This is a genomic window from Caballeronia sp. 11_S32 (genome assembly GCF_056930355.1).
Window position 1 is genome coordinate 466,692 of the sequence record NZ_JBXOWH010000004.1, and the last position, 16,436, is coordinate 483,127.

At 63.2% G+C, this 16,436-nt stretch carries 17 protein-coding genes; 6 read left to right on the forward strand and 11 right to left on the reverse strand.

Features of this window, described 5'->3' with window-relative positions; genetic code table 11:
- Window positions 1-17: 17 nt before the first annotated feature.
- From AC1Z32_RS28185 to AC1Z32_RS28195, 3 genes are all read left to right on the forward strand, one after another.
- Complete coding sequence (locus tag AC1Z32_RS28185) at window positions 18-1,496, forward strand: efflux transporter outer membrane subunit (RefSeq protein ID WP_483482129.1); 1,479 nt, start codon at window positions 18-20, stop codon at window positions 1,494-1,496.
- A complete protein-coding gene (locus AC1Z32_RS28190; protein WP_062603906.1) occupies window positions 1,493-1,942 on the forward strand; it encodes a PaaI family thioesterase in 450 nt (149 codons plus the stop codon). Before AC1Z32_RS28185 ends, AC1Z32_RS28190 begins: the two co-directional genes overlap by 4 nt.
- Window positions 1,943-2,095: 153 nt before the next feature.
- Window positions 2,096-3,193 carry an endonuclease/exonuclease/phosphatase family protein gene (locus tag AC1Z32_RS28195; RefSeq protein ID WP_483482130.1) on the forward strand — a complete coding sequence of 366 codons (1,098 nt, stop codon included), beginning with the start codon at window positions 2,096-2,098 and terminating at the stop codon, window positions 3,191-3,193.
- An 85-nt stretch (window positions 3,194-3,278) separates the two neighbouring features.
- Here AC1Z32_RS28195 and aptA read toward each other — a convergent pair whose 3' ends face one another.
- Entirely contained in the window at window positions 3,279-4,607 is a 1,329-nt protein-coding gene (gene aptA, locus AC1Z32_RS28200; RefSeq protein WP_483482131.1) for an omega-aminotransferase AptA, read from the reverse strand.
- 147 nt (window positions 4,608-4,754) lie between these two features.
- On the opposite strand from aptA, the gene AC1Z32_RS28205 reads away from it, so the two are divergent.
- On the forward strand, window positions 4,755-6,170 hold the full coding sequence (locus AC1Z32_RS28205) for an aminotransferase-like domain-containing protein (protein WP_483482132.1): 1,416 nt from the start codon (window positions 4,755-4,757) through the stop codon (window positions 6,168-6,170).
- Window positions 6,171-6,215: 45 nt separating this feature from the next.
- Here AC1Z32_RS28205 and AC1Z32_RS28210 read toward each other — a convergent pair whose 3' ends face one another.
- The 10 genes from AC1Z32_RS28210 to AC1Z32_RS28255 form a co-directional block, all read right to left on the reverse strand.
- The gene (locus AC1Z32_RS28210) at window positions 6,216-6,476 is read right to left on the reverse strand and encodes a hypothetical protein (RefSeq protein ID WP_483482133.1); all 261 of its coding nucleotides are present in this window, start codon (window positions 6,474-6,476) and stop codon (window positions 6,216-6,218) included.
- Between the two features lie 239 nt (window positions 6,477-6,715).
- The gene (locus AC1Z32_RS28215) at window positions 6,716-7,030 is read right to left on the reverse strand and encodes a hypothetical protein (protein ID WP_483482134.1); all 315 of its coding nucleotides are present in this window, start codon (window positions 7,028-7,030) and stop codon (window positions 6,716-6,718) included.
- A gap of 35 nt (window positions 7,031-7,065) precedes the next feature.
- Window positions 7,066-7,725, reverse strand: a complete 660-nt coding sequence (locus AC1Z32_RS28220) for an H-NS histone family protein (protein ID WP_483482135.1) — start codon at window positions 7,723-7,725, stop codon at window positions 7,066-7,068.
- Between the two features lie 42 nt (window positions 7,726-7,767).
- Window positions 7,768-9,306, reverse strand: coding sequence for a hopanoid C-3 methylase HpnR (hpnR, locus tag AC1Z32_RS28225; RefSeq protein WP_483482136.1), 1,539 nt, complete (start codon window positions 9,304-9,306; stop codon window positions 7,768-7,770).
- A 204-nt stretch (window positions 9,307-9,510) separates the two neighbouring features.
- Window positions 9,511-10,299 (reverse strand): class I SAM-dependent methyltransferase, encoded by a 789-nt coding sequence (locus tag AC1Z32_RS28230; protein ID WP_483482137.1) that lies wholly within the window; start codon window positions 10,297-10,299, stop codon window positions 9,511-9,513.
- 7 nt (window positions 10,300-10,306) lie between these two features.
- Entirely contained in the window at window positions 10,307-11,086 is a 780-nt protein-coding gene (locus AC1Z32_RS28235) for an ABC transporter substrate-binding protein (RefSeq protein ID WP_062603920.1), read from the reverse strand.
- A gap of 146 nt (window positions 11,087-11,232) precedes the next feature.
- Window positions 11,233-11,637 (reverse strand): Hsp20/alpha crystallin family protein, encoded by a 405-nt coding sequence (locus AC1Z32_RS28240; RefSeq protein ID WP_483482138.1) that lies wholly within the window; start codon window positions 11,635-11,637, stop codon window positions 11,233-11,235.
- Between the two features lie 13 nt (window positions 11,638-11,650).
- Window positions 11,651-12,085, reverse strand: coding sequence for an Hsp20/alpha crystallin family protein (locus AC1Z32_RS28245; RefSeq protein WP_483482139.1), 435 nt, complete (start codon window positions 12,083-12,085; stop codon window positions 11,651-11,653).
- 204 nt (window positions 12,086-12,289) lie between these two features.
- Complete coding sequence (locus AC1Z32_RS28250) at window positions 12,290-12,667, reverse strand: DUF934 domain-containing protein (protein ID WP_483482140.1); 378 nt, start codon at window positions 12,665-12,667, stop codon at window positions 12,290-12,292.
- On the reverse strand, window positions 12,664-14,421 hold the full coding sequence (locus tag AC1Z32_RS28255; protein WP_483482141.1) for a nitrite/sulfite reductase: 1,758 nt from the start codon (window positions 14,419-14,421) through the stop codon (window positions 12,664-12,666). Before AC1Z32_RS28255 ends, AC1Z32_RS28250 begins: the two co-directional genes overlap by 4 nt.
- A 212-nt stretch (window positions 14,422-14,633) precedes the next feature.
- Between AC1Z32_RS28255 and AC1Z32_RS28260 the strand changes: the two genes are divergently transcribed.
- The gene (locus tag AC1Z32_RS28260) at window positions 14,634-14,822 is read left to right on the forward strand and encodes a DUF2970 domain-containing protein (protein ID WP_483482142.1); all 189 of its coding nucleotides are present in this window, start codon (window positions 14,634-14,636) and stop codon (window positions 14,820-14,822) included.
- Between the two features lie 71 nt (window positions 14,823-14,893).
- Window positions 14,894-15,877: a 2-dehydropantoate 2-reductase gene (locus tag AC1Z32_RS28265; RefSeq protein ID WP_483482143.1), complete on the forward strand. Its 984-nt coding sequence runs from the start codon at window positions 14,894-14,896 to the stop codon at window positions 15,875-15,877.
- Window positions 15,878-16,436: the final 559 nt, after the last annotated feature.

Consider the following 16,436-nt stretch of genomic DNA (forward strand, 5'->3'; position numbering starts at 1 on the left):
ATCCGGATGCTTCGATCATGAAGAAACTTTTCGCCGAAATACTTGCAGGTGTGACATTGCTGGCGCTTGCCGCGTGCGCGGTGCAGCCCGCCACGCACGCCGATCTTCCCGCGACGGTCAACGCGACCGCGCCCGCGGACTGGGGCGTCGATGCGCCCAAACAGGCCGTCGATCCCACGGCATGGTGGAATCAGTTCAACGATCCTGTCATGCATGAACTCGTCGCATCGGTGCTCAACGACAACCTCGACGTTCAGGCCGCGGTGGAGCGCGTGAAGCAGGCGCAGGCGCTCACGACGCAACGACGCGCCGCGCTCCTGCCGCAACTCGATGCAGGCGCGGGCGGATCATACTCGCGTCAGAACACGCCGCCGCCGCTCGGCTATGTGAAGCAGGCGGGCTTCGGCCTCACGCTCAGTTGGACGCCGGACGTGTTCGGCGGCGAGCGTCTGGAGTTGCTGGCATCGCAGGCGCAGCTCGTCGGCCGTGAACATGCGGCGGATCAGATCAGGCTCGCGCTCGCCGCCGACACGGCCGCCGCGTATGTCGATCTGCGCTGGGCCCAAGCCGAGCTGAAGATCCTGCAAGACAACCAGGAGATTCGCGAGCGTGCGTTGAAACTCACGCAACGTCGCCTGCAATATGGCTTGTCGACCAAGCTCGATGTCGCGCGTGCGCAGAATCAGCTGAGCGATCTGCTGTCGCGCATCCCGCGCACGCAGGCGACGATCCAGCATCAGCTGAGCCTGATCGCCGTGTATTCGGGCCGCACGCCGGAGTCCATCGACAAGCTGATGCTCGCGAATCCGGGCGCGGCGCCTGTCATTCCGGTGCCCGCGAACGGCGCGCCGCAACTGCTGCCTTCCGAAGCCTTGCTGCGCCGCCCGGACGTGCTCGTCGCCCATGCGACCGTGCAGCAGCGCGCGGCGGAAGTCGGCGTCGCGCGTGCGGAGCGCTATCCGAAGTTTTCGCTGCGTTTGTCGGATGGCTTGCTGGCATCGTCGTATCTCGGCTTGCCGACACTCACCGACAACCTCTTTTCCGCCGCGCTCAACGCGACGAGCCCGATCTTCAACGCGGGCCGCATCACGGCGGAGATCGAGCAGAACGAGAGCAAGCTGCGCGAGTCGGAATTGCATCTGCGTCAGACCATGCTCGAAGCGCTGAAGGATGTCGAAGATACGCGCAGCGATCTCGTCAGCACGACCGAATCGACGGCGCGCCTGACCGATGCGCTCGCGGCATCGGATCAATCGCTCACGCTGTCGACGCAGTTGTACAAGGGCGGCGCGGCGAGCTTCCTGGATGTGCTCGACGCGCAGCAATCCTTTCTGCGCGACGCCGATGCGCTCAATCAGTCGAAGCGTGAACATGCGCTCGCGGCGGTGGCGCTTTATCGTTCGCTGGGCGGCGGATGGAGCACGGCCGGCGATGACGATGTGATCAGGACGGCCAGCACTGGAGCGGCCAGCGAGAAAGCGGAGACGACGAAATGAGCCTGATCGAAGAAACTGCCGCCGGACTCGACGGTCTCGCGCAACTGCGCAAGCTGATCGCCTGCGGGCGCAAACCGGGGATACTCGTGTCGCTCGATTTCGATTTCATCGAGGTCGAAGCGGGCAGGGCGGTGTTCGCGGGCGTGCCCGGCGATCACGCGTATAACCCGATCGGCACGGTGCACGGCGGCTATGCCGCGACCTTGCTCGATTCCGCGTGCGGATGCGCGGTGCATTCGTGTCTGACCGCGACGCAGGCCTATACGACGCTCGAACTGAAGGTCGCGTATCACAAGGCCGCCACGCGCGATTCGGGTTTGCTGAAGGCGGAAGGGCGCGTCTTGTCGATCGGACGCCGCGCCGCATTCGCCGAAGCGACGCTCAAGGACATGAGCGGACGATTGTTCGCATCGGCGACGTCGACGTTGCTGGTCATGGAGCGTTGAATTCGGCAGGACTGTGCGTCATCGAACAAAGCGCACTGAAGGACCAGGTCGAATGACCTTGATAAACGCCACGCGCCGACACTATATTTTTTACAGCCTCGATACGGGAAGCTGACGGAAATAAAACCCACATCGGCGTCTGGGAGCAGTGTCATGAGTCTGCGCATCGCGTCTTTCAATCTGGAGAACCTCTTCACACGTCCGTCGGCCATGGTCGACGGCGACAAGAAGGGGCAGCGCGCCATCGACGACTACGCGCTGGCGAATACGATCATCGCGAAACCGGTCTACAGCGACGACGACAAGCAAACGCTGCGGGAGCTGGATCGCCGGTATGGCTTCTCGGCTTTGAATGCGCCGGCGAAGGCGCTTCTTACGCTCAACAAGATACGCGGACAGCTTTATCGCCGCTCGAAGAAGGGCGTCGTTTCCGTGGTGGCGAATGGAAGGGCCGACTGGACCGGCTGGTTCGAACTGCGCCGGGAAGACGTGTCGTGGGAAGCGGTCGTGAACACCGGCCGTGTGATCGATGCGGTCCGGCCGGACATTCTCGTCTGCGTGGAAGTGGAGAATCGTCCGACGGTGCAGCGCTTCAACGATCAGGTGCTCGACGCGACCTTCGGAATAGGCTTCCCGCACGTCATGGTGATCGATGGAAACGATACGCGCGGCATCGATGTCGGCATTCTCAGCCGGTTTCCAATCATGGCGATGCGCTCGCATGTCGACGATGAACTCGAAGGCAAGCACATTTTCTCGCGGGATTGCCCGGAGTATGTCATCGCGCTTCCTTCAGGTGCGCGGCTCGTCGTGTGTCCGAACCATTTCAAGTCGAAGCGTGGCGGCGACGAACCGGAGGTGCAGGCGCGGCGACTCGCCCAGGGCACGCGCGCGGCCGAAATCGCGCGGACGGCCGAGTCGCAGATCAGTCCGCTGGTGCTGGTCGCGGGCGATCTCAACGACACGCCGGATAGCCCCGCTGTCACGCCGCTGCTCAGCGATGGCTGGTCGGATATTCAGTCGCACAAAGGTTACCCGAAGGACCGGCCCGGCACCTATGCCACGGGCACGGCGGCCAGCAAGATCGACTATCTGATCATGTCGAAGGCGCTGAAGAAGACATTGAAGGAAGTGGGCATCGAGCGTCGTGGAACGTATCACCCGAAGCTGTGGGAATCGTTCAAGGGACTGACGGCGAAGACCGAAGCATCCGATCACCACTGCATCTGGGCCGTGTTCGATCTGCTCTGAACATGCGCGGCGCTCGTTGCGCCCAAGCGAAAGCCCGGTCCCTCGCGTGCAAGGAACCGGGCTGGTCCATAGTCGATAGAACCGCTTATTTCACGCTTTCCAGCGCCTTTCTCACCGTGCCGAAGATCTGATCGATCTGATCATCCTCGATGATGAGCGGCGGCGAGAACGCAAGGATATCGCCGGTGTAACGCACGAGCACGCCCGCCTCGAAGCACTTGACGAACACCTCGTACGCACGCGCGCCCGGCGCGCCGTCGCGCGATTCCAGCTCGATGCCCGCCACGAGCCCGAGATTCCGGATGTCCTTCACGAACGGCGCATCGCGCAGCGCGTGCGCGGCGCTTTCGAACTTCTCGGCCTTCGCCGCGGCGCGCTCGAACAGCTTGTCGCGCTGATACAGATCGAGCGTCGCGATGGCCGCGGCCATCGCGACCGGGTGCGCCGAGTATGTATAGCCGTGGAACAGCTCGATGGCGTTGGCCGCGCCTGCATTGATGACCGTGTCGTGCACGTTGCGATGTGCGGCGACGGCGCCCATCGGAATGGCCGCGTTGTTGATCGCCTTGGCCATCGTGATGAGGTCCGGCGTGACGCCGAAGTACTCGCTCGCGGTTGCCTTGCCGAGCCGGCCGAAGCCGGTGATGACCTCATCGAAAATCAGCAGAATGCCGTACTTCGTGCAGATTTCGCGCAGCTTCTGCAGATAGCCCTTCGGCGGCACTAGGACGCCCGTGGAGCCCGCGAGCGGCTCGACGATCACGGCCGCGATCGTCGAAGGATCGTGCAGCGCGACGATGCGCTCCAGATCCTCGGCGAGATGCTCGCCCCACGAGGGCTGGCCCTTCGTGAATGCGTTATGCGCGAGATCGTGCGTATGCGGCAGGTGATCGACCGACGGCAGCAGCGCGCCCGAGAACGTCTTGCGATTCGGCGCAATGCCGCCCACCGAAATGCCGCCGAAGCCGACGCCGTGATAGCCGCGCTCACGGCCGATCAGCCGCGTGCGCTGGCCTTCGCCGCGTGCGCGGTGATAGGCGAGGGCGATCTTGAGCGCCGTATCGACCGACTCCGAACCCGAGTTCGTGAAGAAGATGCGGTCGAGGCCTTCGGGCATCACTTCGGCAACCTTCGTCGCCGTTTCGAACGCGAGCGGATGGCCCATCTGGAATGTCGGCGCGAAATCGAGCGTGCCGAGCGTCTTGTGCACCGCATCGACGATCTCGTCCCGGCAATGACCCGCGTTCACGCACCAGAGGCCCGCGGTGCCGTCGAGCACGTCGCGGCCATCGGTCGAGCGGTAGTACATGCCCTTCGCGCTTTCGAGCAGACGCGGCGCGGCCTTGAACTGGCGATTGGCGGTGAACGGCATCCAGAACGACGAGAGGTCGTCGATGACGGGGCGAGCATTCATAAGGGGTCTCCTGAAGAAGTACGGCCACTGTATTCCTGCGCAAATTTGCACGGCATAGACAGTTGCTTCACTGCGCTGCTAACTGTGCTGGCAAAATGCTGCAAACTGTATTGGTCCGCGCGCCATGGCCGCGTTATTCTCGAATTCATGATCGAACTCAAGCTGGAGCGCGGCTCGCGTCAGACGCCGACGCTCGTCGAACAACTGGTGCGCGCGTTCGCCACGGCGATCGAGGAGCAGACGCTGCGCGCGGGCGCGCTGCTGCCGTCGGTGCGGCGTCTCGCCGAGGCCGAGAGCCTCAGCACGTTCACGGTGACGGAAGCGTACGGCAGGCTCGTGTCGATGGGGCTCGTCACCGCGCGGCGCGGTTCAGGCTATCGCGTGGCGGTGCGCGGGCGCAGCGAGCGTGTGCGCGAAGTCGTCTGGCAGCCGCCGAGCCTCACCGCGACCTGGCTGCTTTCCGACGTCTTCGCCGATCATTCCGTGCCGATCAAGTCCGGCTGCGGCTGGCTGCCGAACGAATGGGTCAACGAAAGCGGCCTGCAACATGCGCTGCGCGCGGTGAGCCGCGTGCCGGCGGCGCGCATCGCGGATTACGGGCATCCGTACGGCTTCGCGCCGCTGCGCGAGCGGATCGCGGAGCAACTGGATCGTCACGGCCTGCCGGTCGATGCCTCGTCGAACGTGCTGCTGACCGCCGGCGCGACGCAGGCGCTCGATCTCATCGTGCGCACGCTGTTGCGTCCGGGCGATGCCGTGGTCGTCGAAGATCCGGGCTACTGCAATCTGCTGCAGATTCTGCGGCTCGCCGGTCTTCAGGTGCATGGTGTGCCGCGCACCGTCGCGGGCATCGATACGGACGAGTTCGAGCGCATCGTGATCGAGCACCGGCCGAAAGCCGTCTTCCTCAACACGACTTTGCAGAACCCGACCGGCGCGACCTTCGGCATGGCGGCGGCGTTTCGTCTGATGCAGATCGCGGAGCGTCACGGCCTGTGGGTCGTCGAGGACGATGTGAACCGTGAGCTCGCACCGCCCGGCGCGCCCTTGCTCGCGTCGATGGAAGGGCTCAATCGCGTGTTGTATGTCGGCGGCTTCGCGAAGACGATCACGCCCGCGTTGCGCTGCGGCTATGTCGTTGCCGAACGCGATGTGTTGCGCGAGCTGGCGCGCACGAAGATGGCCGTGGGCCTCACGTCATCGGAAGCGACGGAGCGCATCGTCGAGAAAGTGCTCACCGAAGGGCGCTATGCGCGGCATGTGGAATATGTCGTCGAAAAGCTGAAGGATGCGCATGCGCTCGTCGAAGAACGGATGGACGCGTTGGGCATGGCCTTGTTTCGACGCCCGCGCGCCGGCCTGTTCCTCTGGGCCGCGTTGCCGATCGATCCGGCAGAAGGAAGCGCCGTTGCCACGCGCGCATTGCAACACGGCATATGGCTCGCGCCGGGTTCTTATTTCCGTCCGAATGACGCGGAAAGCGCGTGCTTTCGATTCAATGTCCCTTATTCAGTGGACGATGCGCTTTGGAGTTTTCTGCAAGGAACGATTAAAGATTCTTAAAGCGGACGCGGCGCGTCGAAAGCGCCGCGTCCGCGATGCCGTCATTTATTGCGTGACCTGAGAAGAAGCAGAAGCCGAAGCCTGTCCGCGCTGAATCTGCGCGGTGCGTTCCGTATTACCGAAATCACCGCGTCCTTGCGCGGCTTCTTCGGCCGCGAAGGTTTGCGCGCTCACGCCGTGTTGCGAAGCAGGCGCGCCGACATCGGGCCGATAATGCGGCGCCGGACCATAACCGCTTGCAAAAGCCGAACCGGCGAAGAGAGTACTCAATGCAATGGCAAAGCTCACTACGAGTCGCTTGTTCACGAGAATGCTCCAACGAAATGAATGAGGAGATGCAGTTGTCCGGCACGCAGCAACCGCAATCGGAGAAGCGAGTCGTTCGATAAGAAGACAAGAAACGCCCCCGACATGAGAACGCAGTGTAGAAGGCCTTCGCCGATTTTTAATCGCGCGAGAAGCCAATTGAGTTTTCGCCGATCTCAAACAATGGGATAACGCCGCGTGTATTCACGCGGCGTTTCACGAATCGCTCGCGCTGGCTGTTACGCGACGGCCTCGGCTTGCGACCGCTTTGCGCGCGACGCCGCGAGATGCGCCTGCAAATGCTCGCAGACGTCTTTTCTACGCACGGGATTGAGCGGATCGCATAGACGAATCGTGAGCGTGGACGTGGTTGCGTGCAGCAAGGGCGGATCGTCCGCGTCGGGTTCGGGCGCTTCCCACAGCACGACGGTGACGGTGCCGTCGGAAACCTGCACGATCTGAAAGCGCGCGAGATCGATCTTCGTCAGTTCATGAGGTTCGATCGAATGATGCATGATGTCCTCTACATACTCGGCATGTGCATCGACATTCATGCAAACACCGTGCCGATGTCACGTTGCGTCGCGCATCATGCGGATGCGCCGCCGCTCGCCGGCATGGGCTGCGTGCTCGTTGCCTCCGGTTCGGCCGGGGCGTCGGCCAACGGGTTCGGCGCGGCTTCCTCGATTTGCTTGCGTGGCGCACTGCGCTTCGTAGCCGGCCTTGTCGCGCTCGTTTTCTTCACGGCGGGCGCCGATGCTTTTTTCTTCGCTTCGGGCGCACGGGTTTGCGTCGCCTTGGCTTTTTTCACGGCAGTCGCAGCAGCGGAAGCCTTCTTGACCGCGACCTTCCTGGCCGCCGCCTTCGGCTTGACCACGCTTTCGGCGCTCTCCGCATCGATCAGAAACTTGCTGCGGTCCTTCACGTTCGCGATCCACGCAGGCGGGCGCGCCCAGCCGCTCCACGTTTCGCCCGTCTTCGGATTGCGGTACTTCGCGGGCAGCTTGCCCTTCTTCGCGAGCTTGGTCATCGCTTCGTGGCGGCCCGCCGGCGCGGGATAAGCGACGTGCGGCTTCGCGGCGCGCCCGGCCTTTTTGCCGTGGCGGTCGATATCCGCGGTCGTGAGGCCGTGCCGTTCCATCATCGCGCGGATATCGTCGAGCACGGCTTGCGCGCGCTCTGCGATCAGCCGCTCGGTCTGCGCCTGCAGTTTCTTCAATCTGGCTTGTATTTGCTTGAGTGTCGCCATTGCCGTCTCCTCTCTGATCGATGCCGCGTCTTCGTTGAGGCGCTAACCCGCGCCCATTCTCGTTTCGTCGACGAACTTCTCGGTCGCATCGTCGATGCGGCGCGACTTGCGTCCCGCAGGCCCATGCACATAGACGGCCTTGACGTCCGCGGATGCATCGGGCGCGGGCGGCGGCGTCATCGCGTAACGGACCTCGCGCGCGTGATCGCCCAGTTGCAGGCGCGGGTCGAACACGGAATCGAAGCGCCACAGCATGCGGATGAAATTCGTCTGCCCATGCATGAGCAAATGCATGGCCCGGCCGGCCGCGCCGCGCAACGCGGCCCAGCCCATGTGCTTGCGATTGAGCACTTGCTGCGTGCGCACGAGCTCCGCATAGAACTCGGGCAGCGGCAGGCGCGTGGGCAACACCGCGTGCTGGATGTCGTAGAGGCGGTAGTCGAGACTCGTGAGACGCCGCTCTTCACGCAGCCAGATTTCCGTGCCGGGATAGGGCGTGTTCACGCTGATATTCACGATCTCCGGAATCTCCAGGCACCATTGGCGCACGGTCTCGAAGCGCTGGCGGTCCCAGTCGGGATCGGCGATCAGATTGATCGCCACGGTAATGCCGAGCGAGCGCGCGAACGCCAGCGCCTCGAAGTTCTTGTCGACCGTGATTCGCTTGCGAAATGCTTTCAGTCCTTCCGCGTCGAGCGCTTCCATGCCGATGAACATGTACTGCAAGCCGAGCGTGCGCCAAAAACGGAAGACGTCCTTGTTGCGCAGGAGCACGTCGCCGCGCGTTTCGAGGTAATACTGCTTGCGGATGCCGCGCCGCTCGATCGCGCGGCCGATCTCCATGCCGTGCTCCGCATGCACGAACGCGACGTCATCGACGATGAACACGCCCGGCTCGCGGATCGACGCGAGCTCGTGGGCGATGACCTCCGGGCTGCGCGAGCGATAGCTGCGGCCATAGAACGTCCATGCGCTGCAGAACGTGCAATCCCACGGGCAGCCGCGTGCGAACTCGATCGACGCGCAAGGGTCCAGCGTGCCGATGAAATATTTACGGCGATGCCGCAGGAGATCGCGCGCGGGAAGGATATCGTCGAGGCTTTCGACGAAATGCGGCGGCGGTCCAGAGCCGTCGCTCGTCACCGCGCCCGGCACTGCGAGCAGATCGCTCTTCGTCGCAACGGCATGCAGCAGCGCGTTCACCGATGCCTCGCCTTCGCCCTTCAGCACGCAATCGATCGCGCCTTGCGCGTGACGCAACACGTCGCTCGCGGTAAACGAAGCGCTGTGCCCGCCGACGAAGATGAAGCACTGCGGCAAGCGCGTCTTCACGGCCTTGGCGAGATCGATGATTTCGGGAATGTTGGCGAGATAGTTGCCGGAGAAGCAGAGCGCGTCGGGGCGCCATGTGTGCACGAGCCGGTGAAGGTCGTGGTGGGTTTCGACTTGCAGGTCGATGAGGCGGACATCGTGACCGGCCTGACGCACGGCTGCCGCCACGGTTTCGAGCCCGAGCGGCTCGAGTCGGAGGAATACGCGGGTGTACATCAGGCCGCTGGGATGAACGGCGAGCACCTTCATGGACTCTCCTCGCGAGAAAGAATCACATCGTGCGGATCAAATCTCCATTCGTGCGCGGCCTCTTTTGAAGCAGGGCCGTTGTCCTGACCGGGCCTTCGGCGCAAAGGAATGCCGGGGCCATGTTCATTCTACTGTCGGCTCGGGCGCGCTGCCCGATTGCGTGCCGAAACGTCCCGATGCACCGATACACCGATGCACCGATGGTTATCGGCGCGCTGCGACGAACGCCGCCGTTTCGTAAGGTACGGTTACTTCATGCTTGCCGCTCAGCGCAGGCTCTGCATCGATCAGCGCGAGCACAGCCGCATCGATGCCGGCGCGCGCGGCTTCGGGCAATGACGCGATGAAGCTCGTGGAGCGCACGCGATGCACGATGACGTCTTCCGGCGAGCCCGTATGGCCGAACGAGAAATGCGTTTCGACGAGCGGGCCGAAGCCTTCATGCGCAAACGCCTTGCGCCAGGCGCCGTTGTAATAGCGCGGCGTATCGCCTTCGTACCGGTTGACGATGGCGTCGAGCTTTGCGACCCACGGTACGCGCGCATCGCGCAGATTCCACACGAGGCCGAGCTTGCCGCCCGGCTTCAACACGCGATGAATCTCGTCGAGCGCCGCGCGATTGGCGAACCAGTGAAACGACTGCGCGCACACGACCGCATCGACCGATGCATCGGCAAGCGGCATCGATTGCGCGCTGCCCGCGAGCGCCTGCACCTCGGGCAGCGCGGCGGCGAGCTTCGCGCGCATGGAGTCGACCGGCTCGATCGCGATGACGCGGGCGCCCGTTTGCACGAGGCGCGGCGTGAACTTGCCTGTGCCCGCGCCGAGATCGACGACGCTCGCACCAGGCGCGAGCCCGAGCGCATCTGCGAGCCAGCCCGCCAGTTCGGGCGGATAGTCCGGCCGCCCGCGCACGTAGCTTTCCGCGTTGGCCGTATAACCTTCGGCGGCTGCGCGGTGCACATTGGATTGGTCGTGCGCGGGCTGGGTCATGACTGGATTACTCGCCGTAGATATCGAAGTCGAAGTACTTCTTCTCGATGCGCTTGTAGGTGCCGTCCTTGATCATCGCGGCGATGGCGCCGTCGAGTTTTTCCTTCAGGTCGGTGTCTTCCTTGCGCAAGCCGATCGCCGTGCCGGGGCCGAAGATCGCGCTGTCTTCCAGCGCGCCACCCGCGAAGCCGTAGGGCTTGCCGCGCGGCGTTTCCAGAAAGCCGCGTTCCGCCTGCACGGCGTTTTGCAGCGACGCATCGAGGCGGCCGGCCAGAAGGTCCGCATAGACCTGGTCCTGATCCGCGTAGGACACGACCTTCACGCCCTTCGCGCCCCAGTGCACCTTCGCATAGGTTTCCTGCATCGAACCCTGCTCGACGCCGACCGTCTTGCCCGCGAGGGATTCCGCCGTCGGCTGGATGTTCGAATCGCGCTTCGCGACGAGGCGCGTGGGCACGTGGAAGAGCTTGCTGGAGAAGGCGATCTGCTTGACGCGCGCCGGGGTCATCGACATCGTGGAGAGGACGCCGTCGAACTTGCGCGACTTGAGGCCCGGAATCATGCCGTCGAATGCGTTCTCGACCCACACGCATTTCGCTTCGAGGCGCCGGCACAATTCGTTGCCGACATCGATATCGAAGCCGACCAGCGTGCCGTCGGGTGCTTTCGATTCGAAAGGCGGATAACTCGCATCGACGCCGAAGCGGATGGTCGACCATTCTTTTGCATGCGCTCCAACCGATACGGCCAGCATCGAACCCAACAACACCGTCAACAGCCTCTTCACGATAGTCCCTTCTTTCTATGAGTTTATGAGTGTGGGCGGCATGCGCCGCCGCCGACGATTATAGTGGCGGGCGTGCGGCGCAAAAGAAAAACGGCCGCGAAAAGATCGCGGCCGTTCGAATGAAAAGTGATGGCTGCTTCGGGCGCTCAACCCGCGCGCACTTCGACGCGGCGCGGACGCGCTTCCTCGCGACGCGGAATCGTGAGCTTGAGCACGCCGTTCGTGAGATTCGCATCGATCTTCGTGGTGTCGAAATCATCGCTCACCGTGAAAGCGCGCGCGAAACGCGGTGCGCGCAGTTCGGCGTGATGCACGCGCACCGCGCCTTGCACCGGCAATTCCGCTTCGGCTTCGATGGTGAGGCGCGCATCGTGCACCTTCACGTCGAGCTTCTCGCGCGGCACGCCGGGAAGGTCGGCCCACAGCGTGATGCCGTGGCTATCCTCGACGATATCGACGGCGGGCGTCACGGTCGCGCGGCGCACCGTGTCTTCGTTCTTGCGCGCCACTTCGTTCGTGTCTTGCGGGGTGACTTGCGTGTTCTCGGTCATGATGGGCTTCCTCTTACTGAATGGTGATCGCGCGGGGCTTCGACGCTTCGCGCTTGCCGATGGTGATGGACAGCGTGCCGTTCTCATAGCGCGCTTCGACCTTGTCGGTATCCGCGTTCTGCGGCAGCTCGATCACGCGGCGGAAACTGCCGGTGAAGCGCTCTTTCGCATAAGTGCGCGCGCCTTCGACGCTGGCTTGCGCGCGGCGCTCGCCGCTGATGGTGAGCGTGCCCTTGTCGACGGTCACATCGAGCGAAGCAGGCTCGACGCCCGGCGCGAACGCGACGATATGAATGGCATCGTCCGTGCTGCCGATATTCAGTTGAGGAAACGCATCCGTGCGGCTCGAACGAATGCTGGAAGGAAGATTGCCGAAGAGCGAGGACATGTGCCGTTGCATGCGGTCCAGCTCCGAGAAAACATCGCCGCCAAAATAGAAGTCACTCATGGTGCAGTCTCCGATAGTGCGGCCCGAAGGCCGGCAGCAGGAAAGTTGAAACGACAGCGCGGTTGTTATCGCTGCCTGTGCATCCAAGGTAGGTGCGAAGGCTATCGTTTCAATACCGGAGAGCTATGTTTCCAGTGCTATTTATTTTCGCGAGGCGGCTCTTGAAAGACGTCGAAGCGCGCTTATATCCGTTCGAATGCGCGCTTACTGCACAGTCAGATCATCCTGATAGTAGCCCGCGAAACGCGCGAACTGTCGTTCGGCATCCGCGGGGTCGGCCCCTTCGTTGAGCACCACGCTCGAGAACCCCGTCCGTTCCATCTGCACGAGCTGATCGATCAACACATCGCCCGTCGCGCGCAAATCGCCTTTGAAGCCGAATCTCTTACGAAGCAGATAAGCCTGGCTATAAGCGCGGCCATCGGTGAAATGCGGAAAGTGCAGATCGATACGATCGAGCCCGGCCAATCGGTCCTTCAGCGTGAGCGGATCGTCGTCGTTCGCAAGGCTTGCGACGTGTTCGGTCTTGTCAGCATCGTGATCCTGCTGCGTGAGAATGCGCATGCGTTGTACGCCATTCATGCCGTCACCTCATCATTCATGCGGGCTGCATGGGCCGCGGCCTTGAACGGATCGAGTCCCACACGCCGCACGGTTTCGATGAAACGCTCATCGCGCTCGCGCGTGTCGCGATACGTCGTCAGGATCGCCTCGATCACATCGGCCACTTCGGCCGCGCTGAACGATGGCCCGATCACCTTGCCCGGCTGCGGCGCGCCGCTCGCCGCGCTGCCATCCGATCCGCCGAGCGTGATCTGATACCACTCGCGTCCGTCCTTGTCGACGCCGAGCACGCCGATATGCCCGCTGTGATGATGGCCGCACGAGTTGATGCAGCCGCTGATATGCAAATCGATTTCGCCGATATCGTCGAGCTCGTCGAGATCCTGATAGCGCTCGGTGATCGCCTGCGCGATCGGCAGCGAACGCGCATTCGCAAGCGCGCAGAAGTCGCCGCCGGGGCACGCGATCATGTCGGTGAGAAGCTGCACGTTCGCGCTCGCGAAGCCCGCTTCGCGCGCGGCTTGCCATAGCGCGAAGAGCTCGCTTGCGCGCACCCACGGGAGCACGACATTCTGCGTGTGCGTGACGCGCGCTTCGCCCGCCGAGAACCGGTCGGCGAGATCCGCGATGATGTCGAGCTGATCGCCGGTCGCATCGCCCGGCGATTGCAGCAGACGCTTGAACGACAGCGTCACGATGCGCAGCGCGGGGTCCTTGTGTTGCGCGACATTGCGTTGCAGCCAGCGCGCGAAGAGCGGGTGGGCATGGGCATCGGCTGCATCGGGTGCCGCATGGCGGGCATTCAACGCAGGCGGCACGAACGACGCGCTCACGCGCGCCAGTTCCTCCTCGGTGATGAGATGCGGTGCGCCGTCATGCTCGACGATCTGCCGGAATTCCTCGTTCACGTCGTCGATATAGCGCTGGCCTTCGGCCTTCATCAGAATCTTGATGCGCGCCTTGTACTTGTTGTCGCGGCGGCCGTAGCGGTTGTACACGCGCACGATTGCCTCGATGTAATTCATGATGTGCTGCCACGGCAGGAACTCGCGCATCGGCGTGGCGATCACGGGCGTGCGTCCCATGCCGCCGCCCGCGCTCACGCGAAAGCCGAGTTCTCCCTGTTCGTCGCGCACGAGTTGCAGGCCGACGTCGTGCCATGCGGTCGCCGCGCGATCTTCGCTCGCACCCGTGATAGCAATCTTGAACTTGCGCGGCAGGAACGCGAACTCGGGATGCAGCGTCGTCCACTGCCGCATGATTTCCGCGAAGGGGCGCGGATCGGCCACTTCGTCGGGCGCGACACCCGCGCGTTCATCGCAGGAGATGTTGCGGATGCAATTACCGCTCGTCTGGATGCCGTGCATGTCGACGGCCGCGAGCAGGTCCATCACGTCTGCGGATTTGTCGAGCGGAATCCAGTTGAATTGAACGTTGGTGCGCGTGGTGAAGTGCGCGCAATGTGTCGGCAGGCGAGCGGTGCCGAGCTTGCCTTGCGCGATGCTCGCCGCGCGATAGATCTCGGGATCCGGATCGTCGTATTCACGCGCGATGCGCGCGAGCACCCGCAACTGCGCGCTCGACAGTTCGCCATAGGGCACGGCCACGCGCAGCATCGGCGCATGACGCTGCACATACCAGCCGTTCTGCAGGCGCAGCGGACGAAATGCGTCTTCACTCAGGCGGCCATCCTGCCAGCGCTCGAGCTGGTCGCGGAACTGCGCGGCGCGGCTCTTCACGAATGATTTGTCGAACTCGGTGTATCGGTACATGGATGCGGCGGCTTATCGGAGAGAGAACCAACGATAGAGGGCGGGGCGGCATCGCGACAAGCAGCAGTTGCAATCAATTCGAGGGTAGCAGCGCCGGATCGAACGCCATTCTGCTGCCGCCGAATACCTCGCAACTGCTGCTGTTTTTCATGCGGCTCGACGCTCATCATGACCGCGTGGAAGATCAATTCGGGTCTGAGAAGGAGCCGGTCATGGAACTCTTGAAGATGATGCGCATCGTGCTGTGGAGCTTTTTCGGCGTGCGCAAGCGTGCGTCGCACAACGCGGATTTCGCGCAGGTGAAGCTGCCGCTGTTGCCCGTCATCGCCGTGATGCTCGCGGGCGCATTTGGGTTGACGCTGCTGACGGTCGCGAAAATCGCCACGGGCATCGCGCATTGATTTTGCGGCACGTCTCGCATCCCGCTCTTACAATGGCGATCGGATGATTGCCACGAGCGAGGACCGGGACGATGAAAGTATGCGTATATGGCGCGGGCGCCATCGGCGGATGGATCGGCGTGAAGCTCGCGCAGGCGGGCTGCGATGTGAGCGTGGTGGCACGCGGCGCCACGCTCGATGCACTGAAGAAGGAAGGGCTGAAGCTCGTCGAGAAGGATGCGGCACATACCGTGAAGGTCGCCGCGAGCGCGGAGCCCGCGGACCTCGGCGCGCAGGACCTCGTCGTCGTGGCGGTGAAGGCACCCGCGATGGAATCGGTCGCCGCGCATATCGCGCCGCTTCTTTCCGGCGACACGACCGTGCTGACCGCGATGAACGGCGTCCCCTGGTGGTTCTGCGACGGCCTCGGCGAGCCCTTCACGGGCAAGCGCCTTTCGTCGGTCGATCCGCACGGCGCGATAGCCGACGCGATTCCGGGCGCGCAGACGGTGGGCTGCGTCGTGCACGCGAGTTGCTTCGTCGAGGCGCCGGGCGTCATTCGCCATCATCAGGGCAAGGGCCTCATTCTCGGCGAAGCGACGGGCGCACCGACCGCACGCACCGAATCGCTCGTATCGCTCTTCGCGAAGGCGGGCTTCGACGCCACGCTCTCCCGGCAGATTCAACGCGACGTCTGGTTCAAGCTGTGGGGCAACATGACGATGAACCCCATCAGCGCGATCACCGGCGCAACCACCGACCGCATCCTGAGCGACGATCTCGTGCGCGGCTTCGTGACCGGCGTGATGCTGGAGGCGAAGGAAATCGGCGCGCGCTTCGGCATTCCTATCGAGCAGGACCCGGAAGACCGTCACGCCGTGACGCTCAAGCTCGGCGCGATGAAGACATCGATGCTGCAGGACGTTCAGGCGGGCAAGGCGGTCGAACTCGATGCGCTCGTCGCTTCGGTGCGCGAGCTGGGCGCGATGACCGGCGTGTCCACTCCGTTCACCGATGCCCTGCTTGGACTCGCGCGCCTGCACGCCCGCACGCTCGGGCTCTATCCCGCCGGCTGAGCCTGCGATCGATGCGATTTCCTGCTCGGAGCAACTGCAACTGACGGGACACGCGTGCTCGGATATCTGCAACGGTGCTTGTATTCCATTTCCACGAGGGGCAAGTCGAGTGCTGGTCGCGGTAAAAACGGTGTGTATCCAATCAACATACGAATTGCAGATTGTCCGATGAAATCCGGTATAGTCGGTATCCAACAAAGCATCGTTTGTCGGAGTACAGAGATACTGGTCTATGGATCATTCGTACTACAAAATAAATAAACTATTGTTGCGCTGGAGCAAGAAAGATGGTGCACGCATCGTGCATGAAGCCACGCTTTCGATGGACAAGGCGCCGCCTGCGCTCCCATATTCACGGGCATCCGTAGTGAAATCCACGCGAGCTCCCAGGCAACCAAAGCCTGACCCGGCGGTCAAGATGTTGGATGACATAGGGAAAGCAGTAGACGCCTTTTCCCGCTTCAAGACGTGGCTGAACACGCCCGATCCCCCCAAGCCACCCAAAGCGCCTCAGCTAACGAAGCCTGCAAAGACAGTGCCACCGTTCGATATTCAAGAA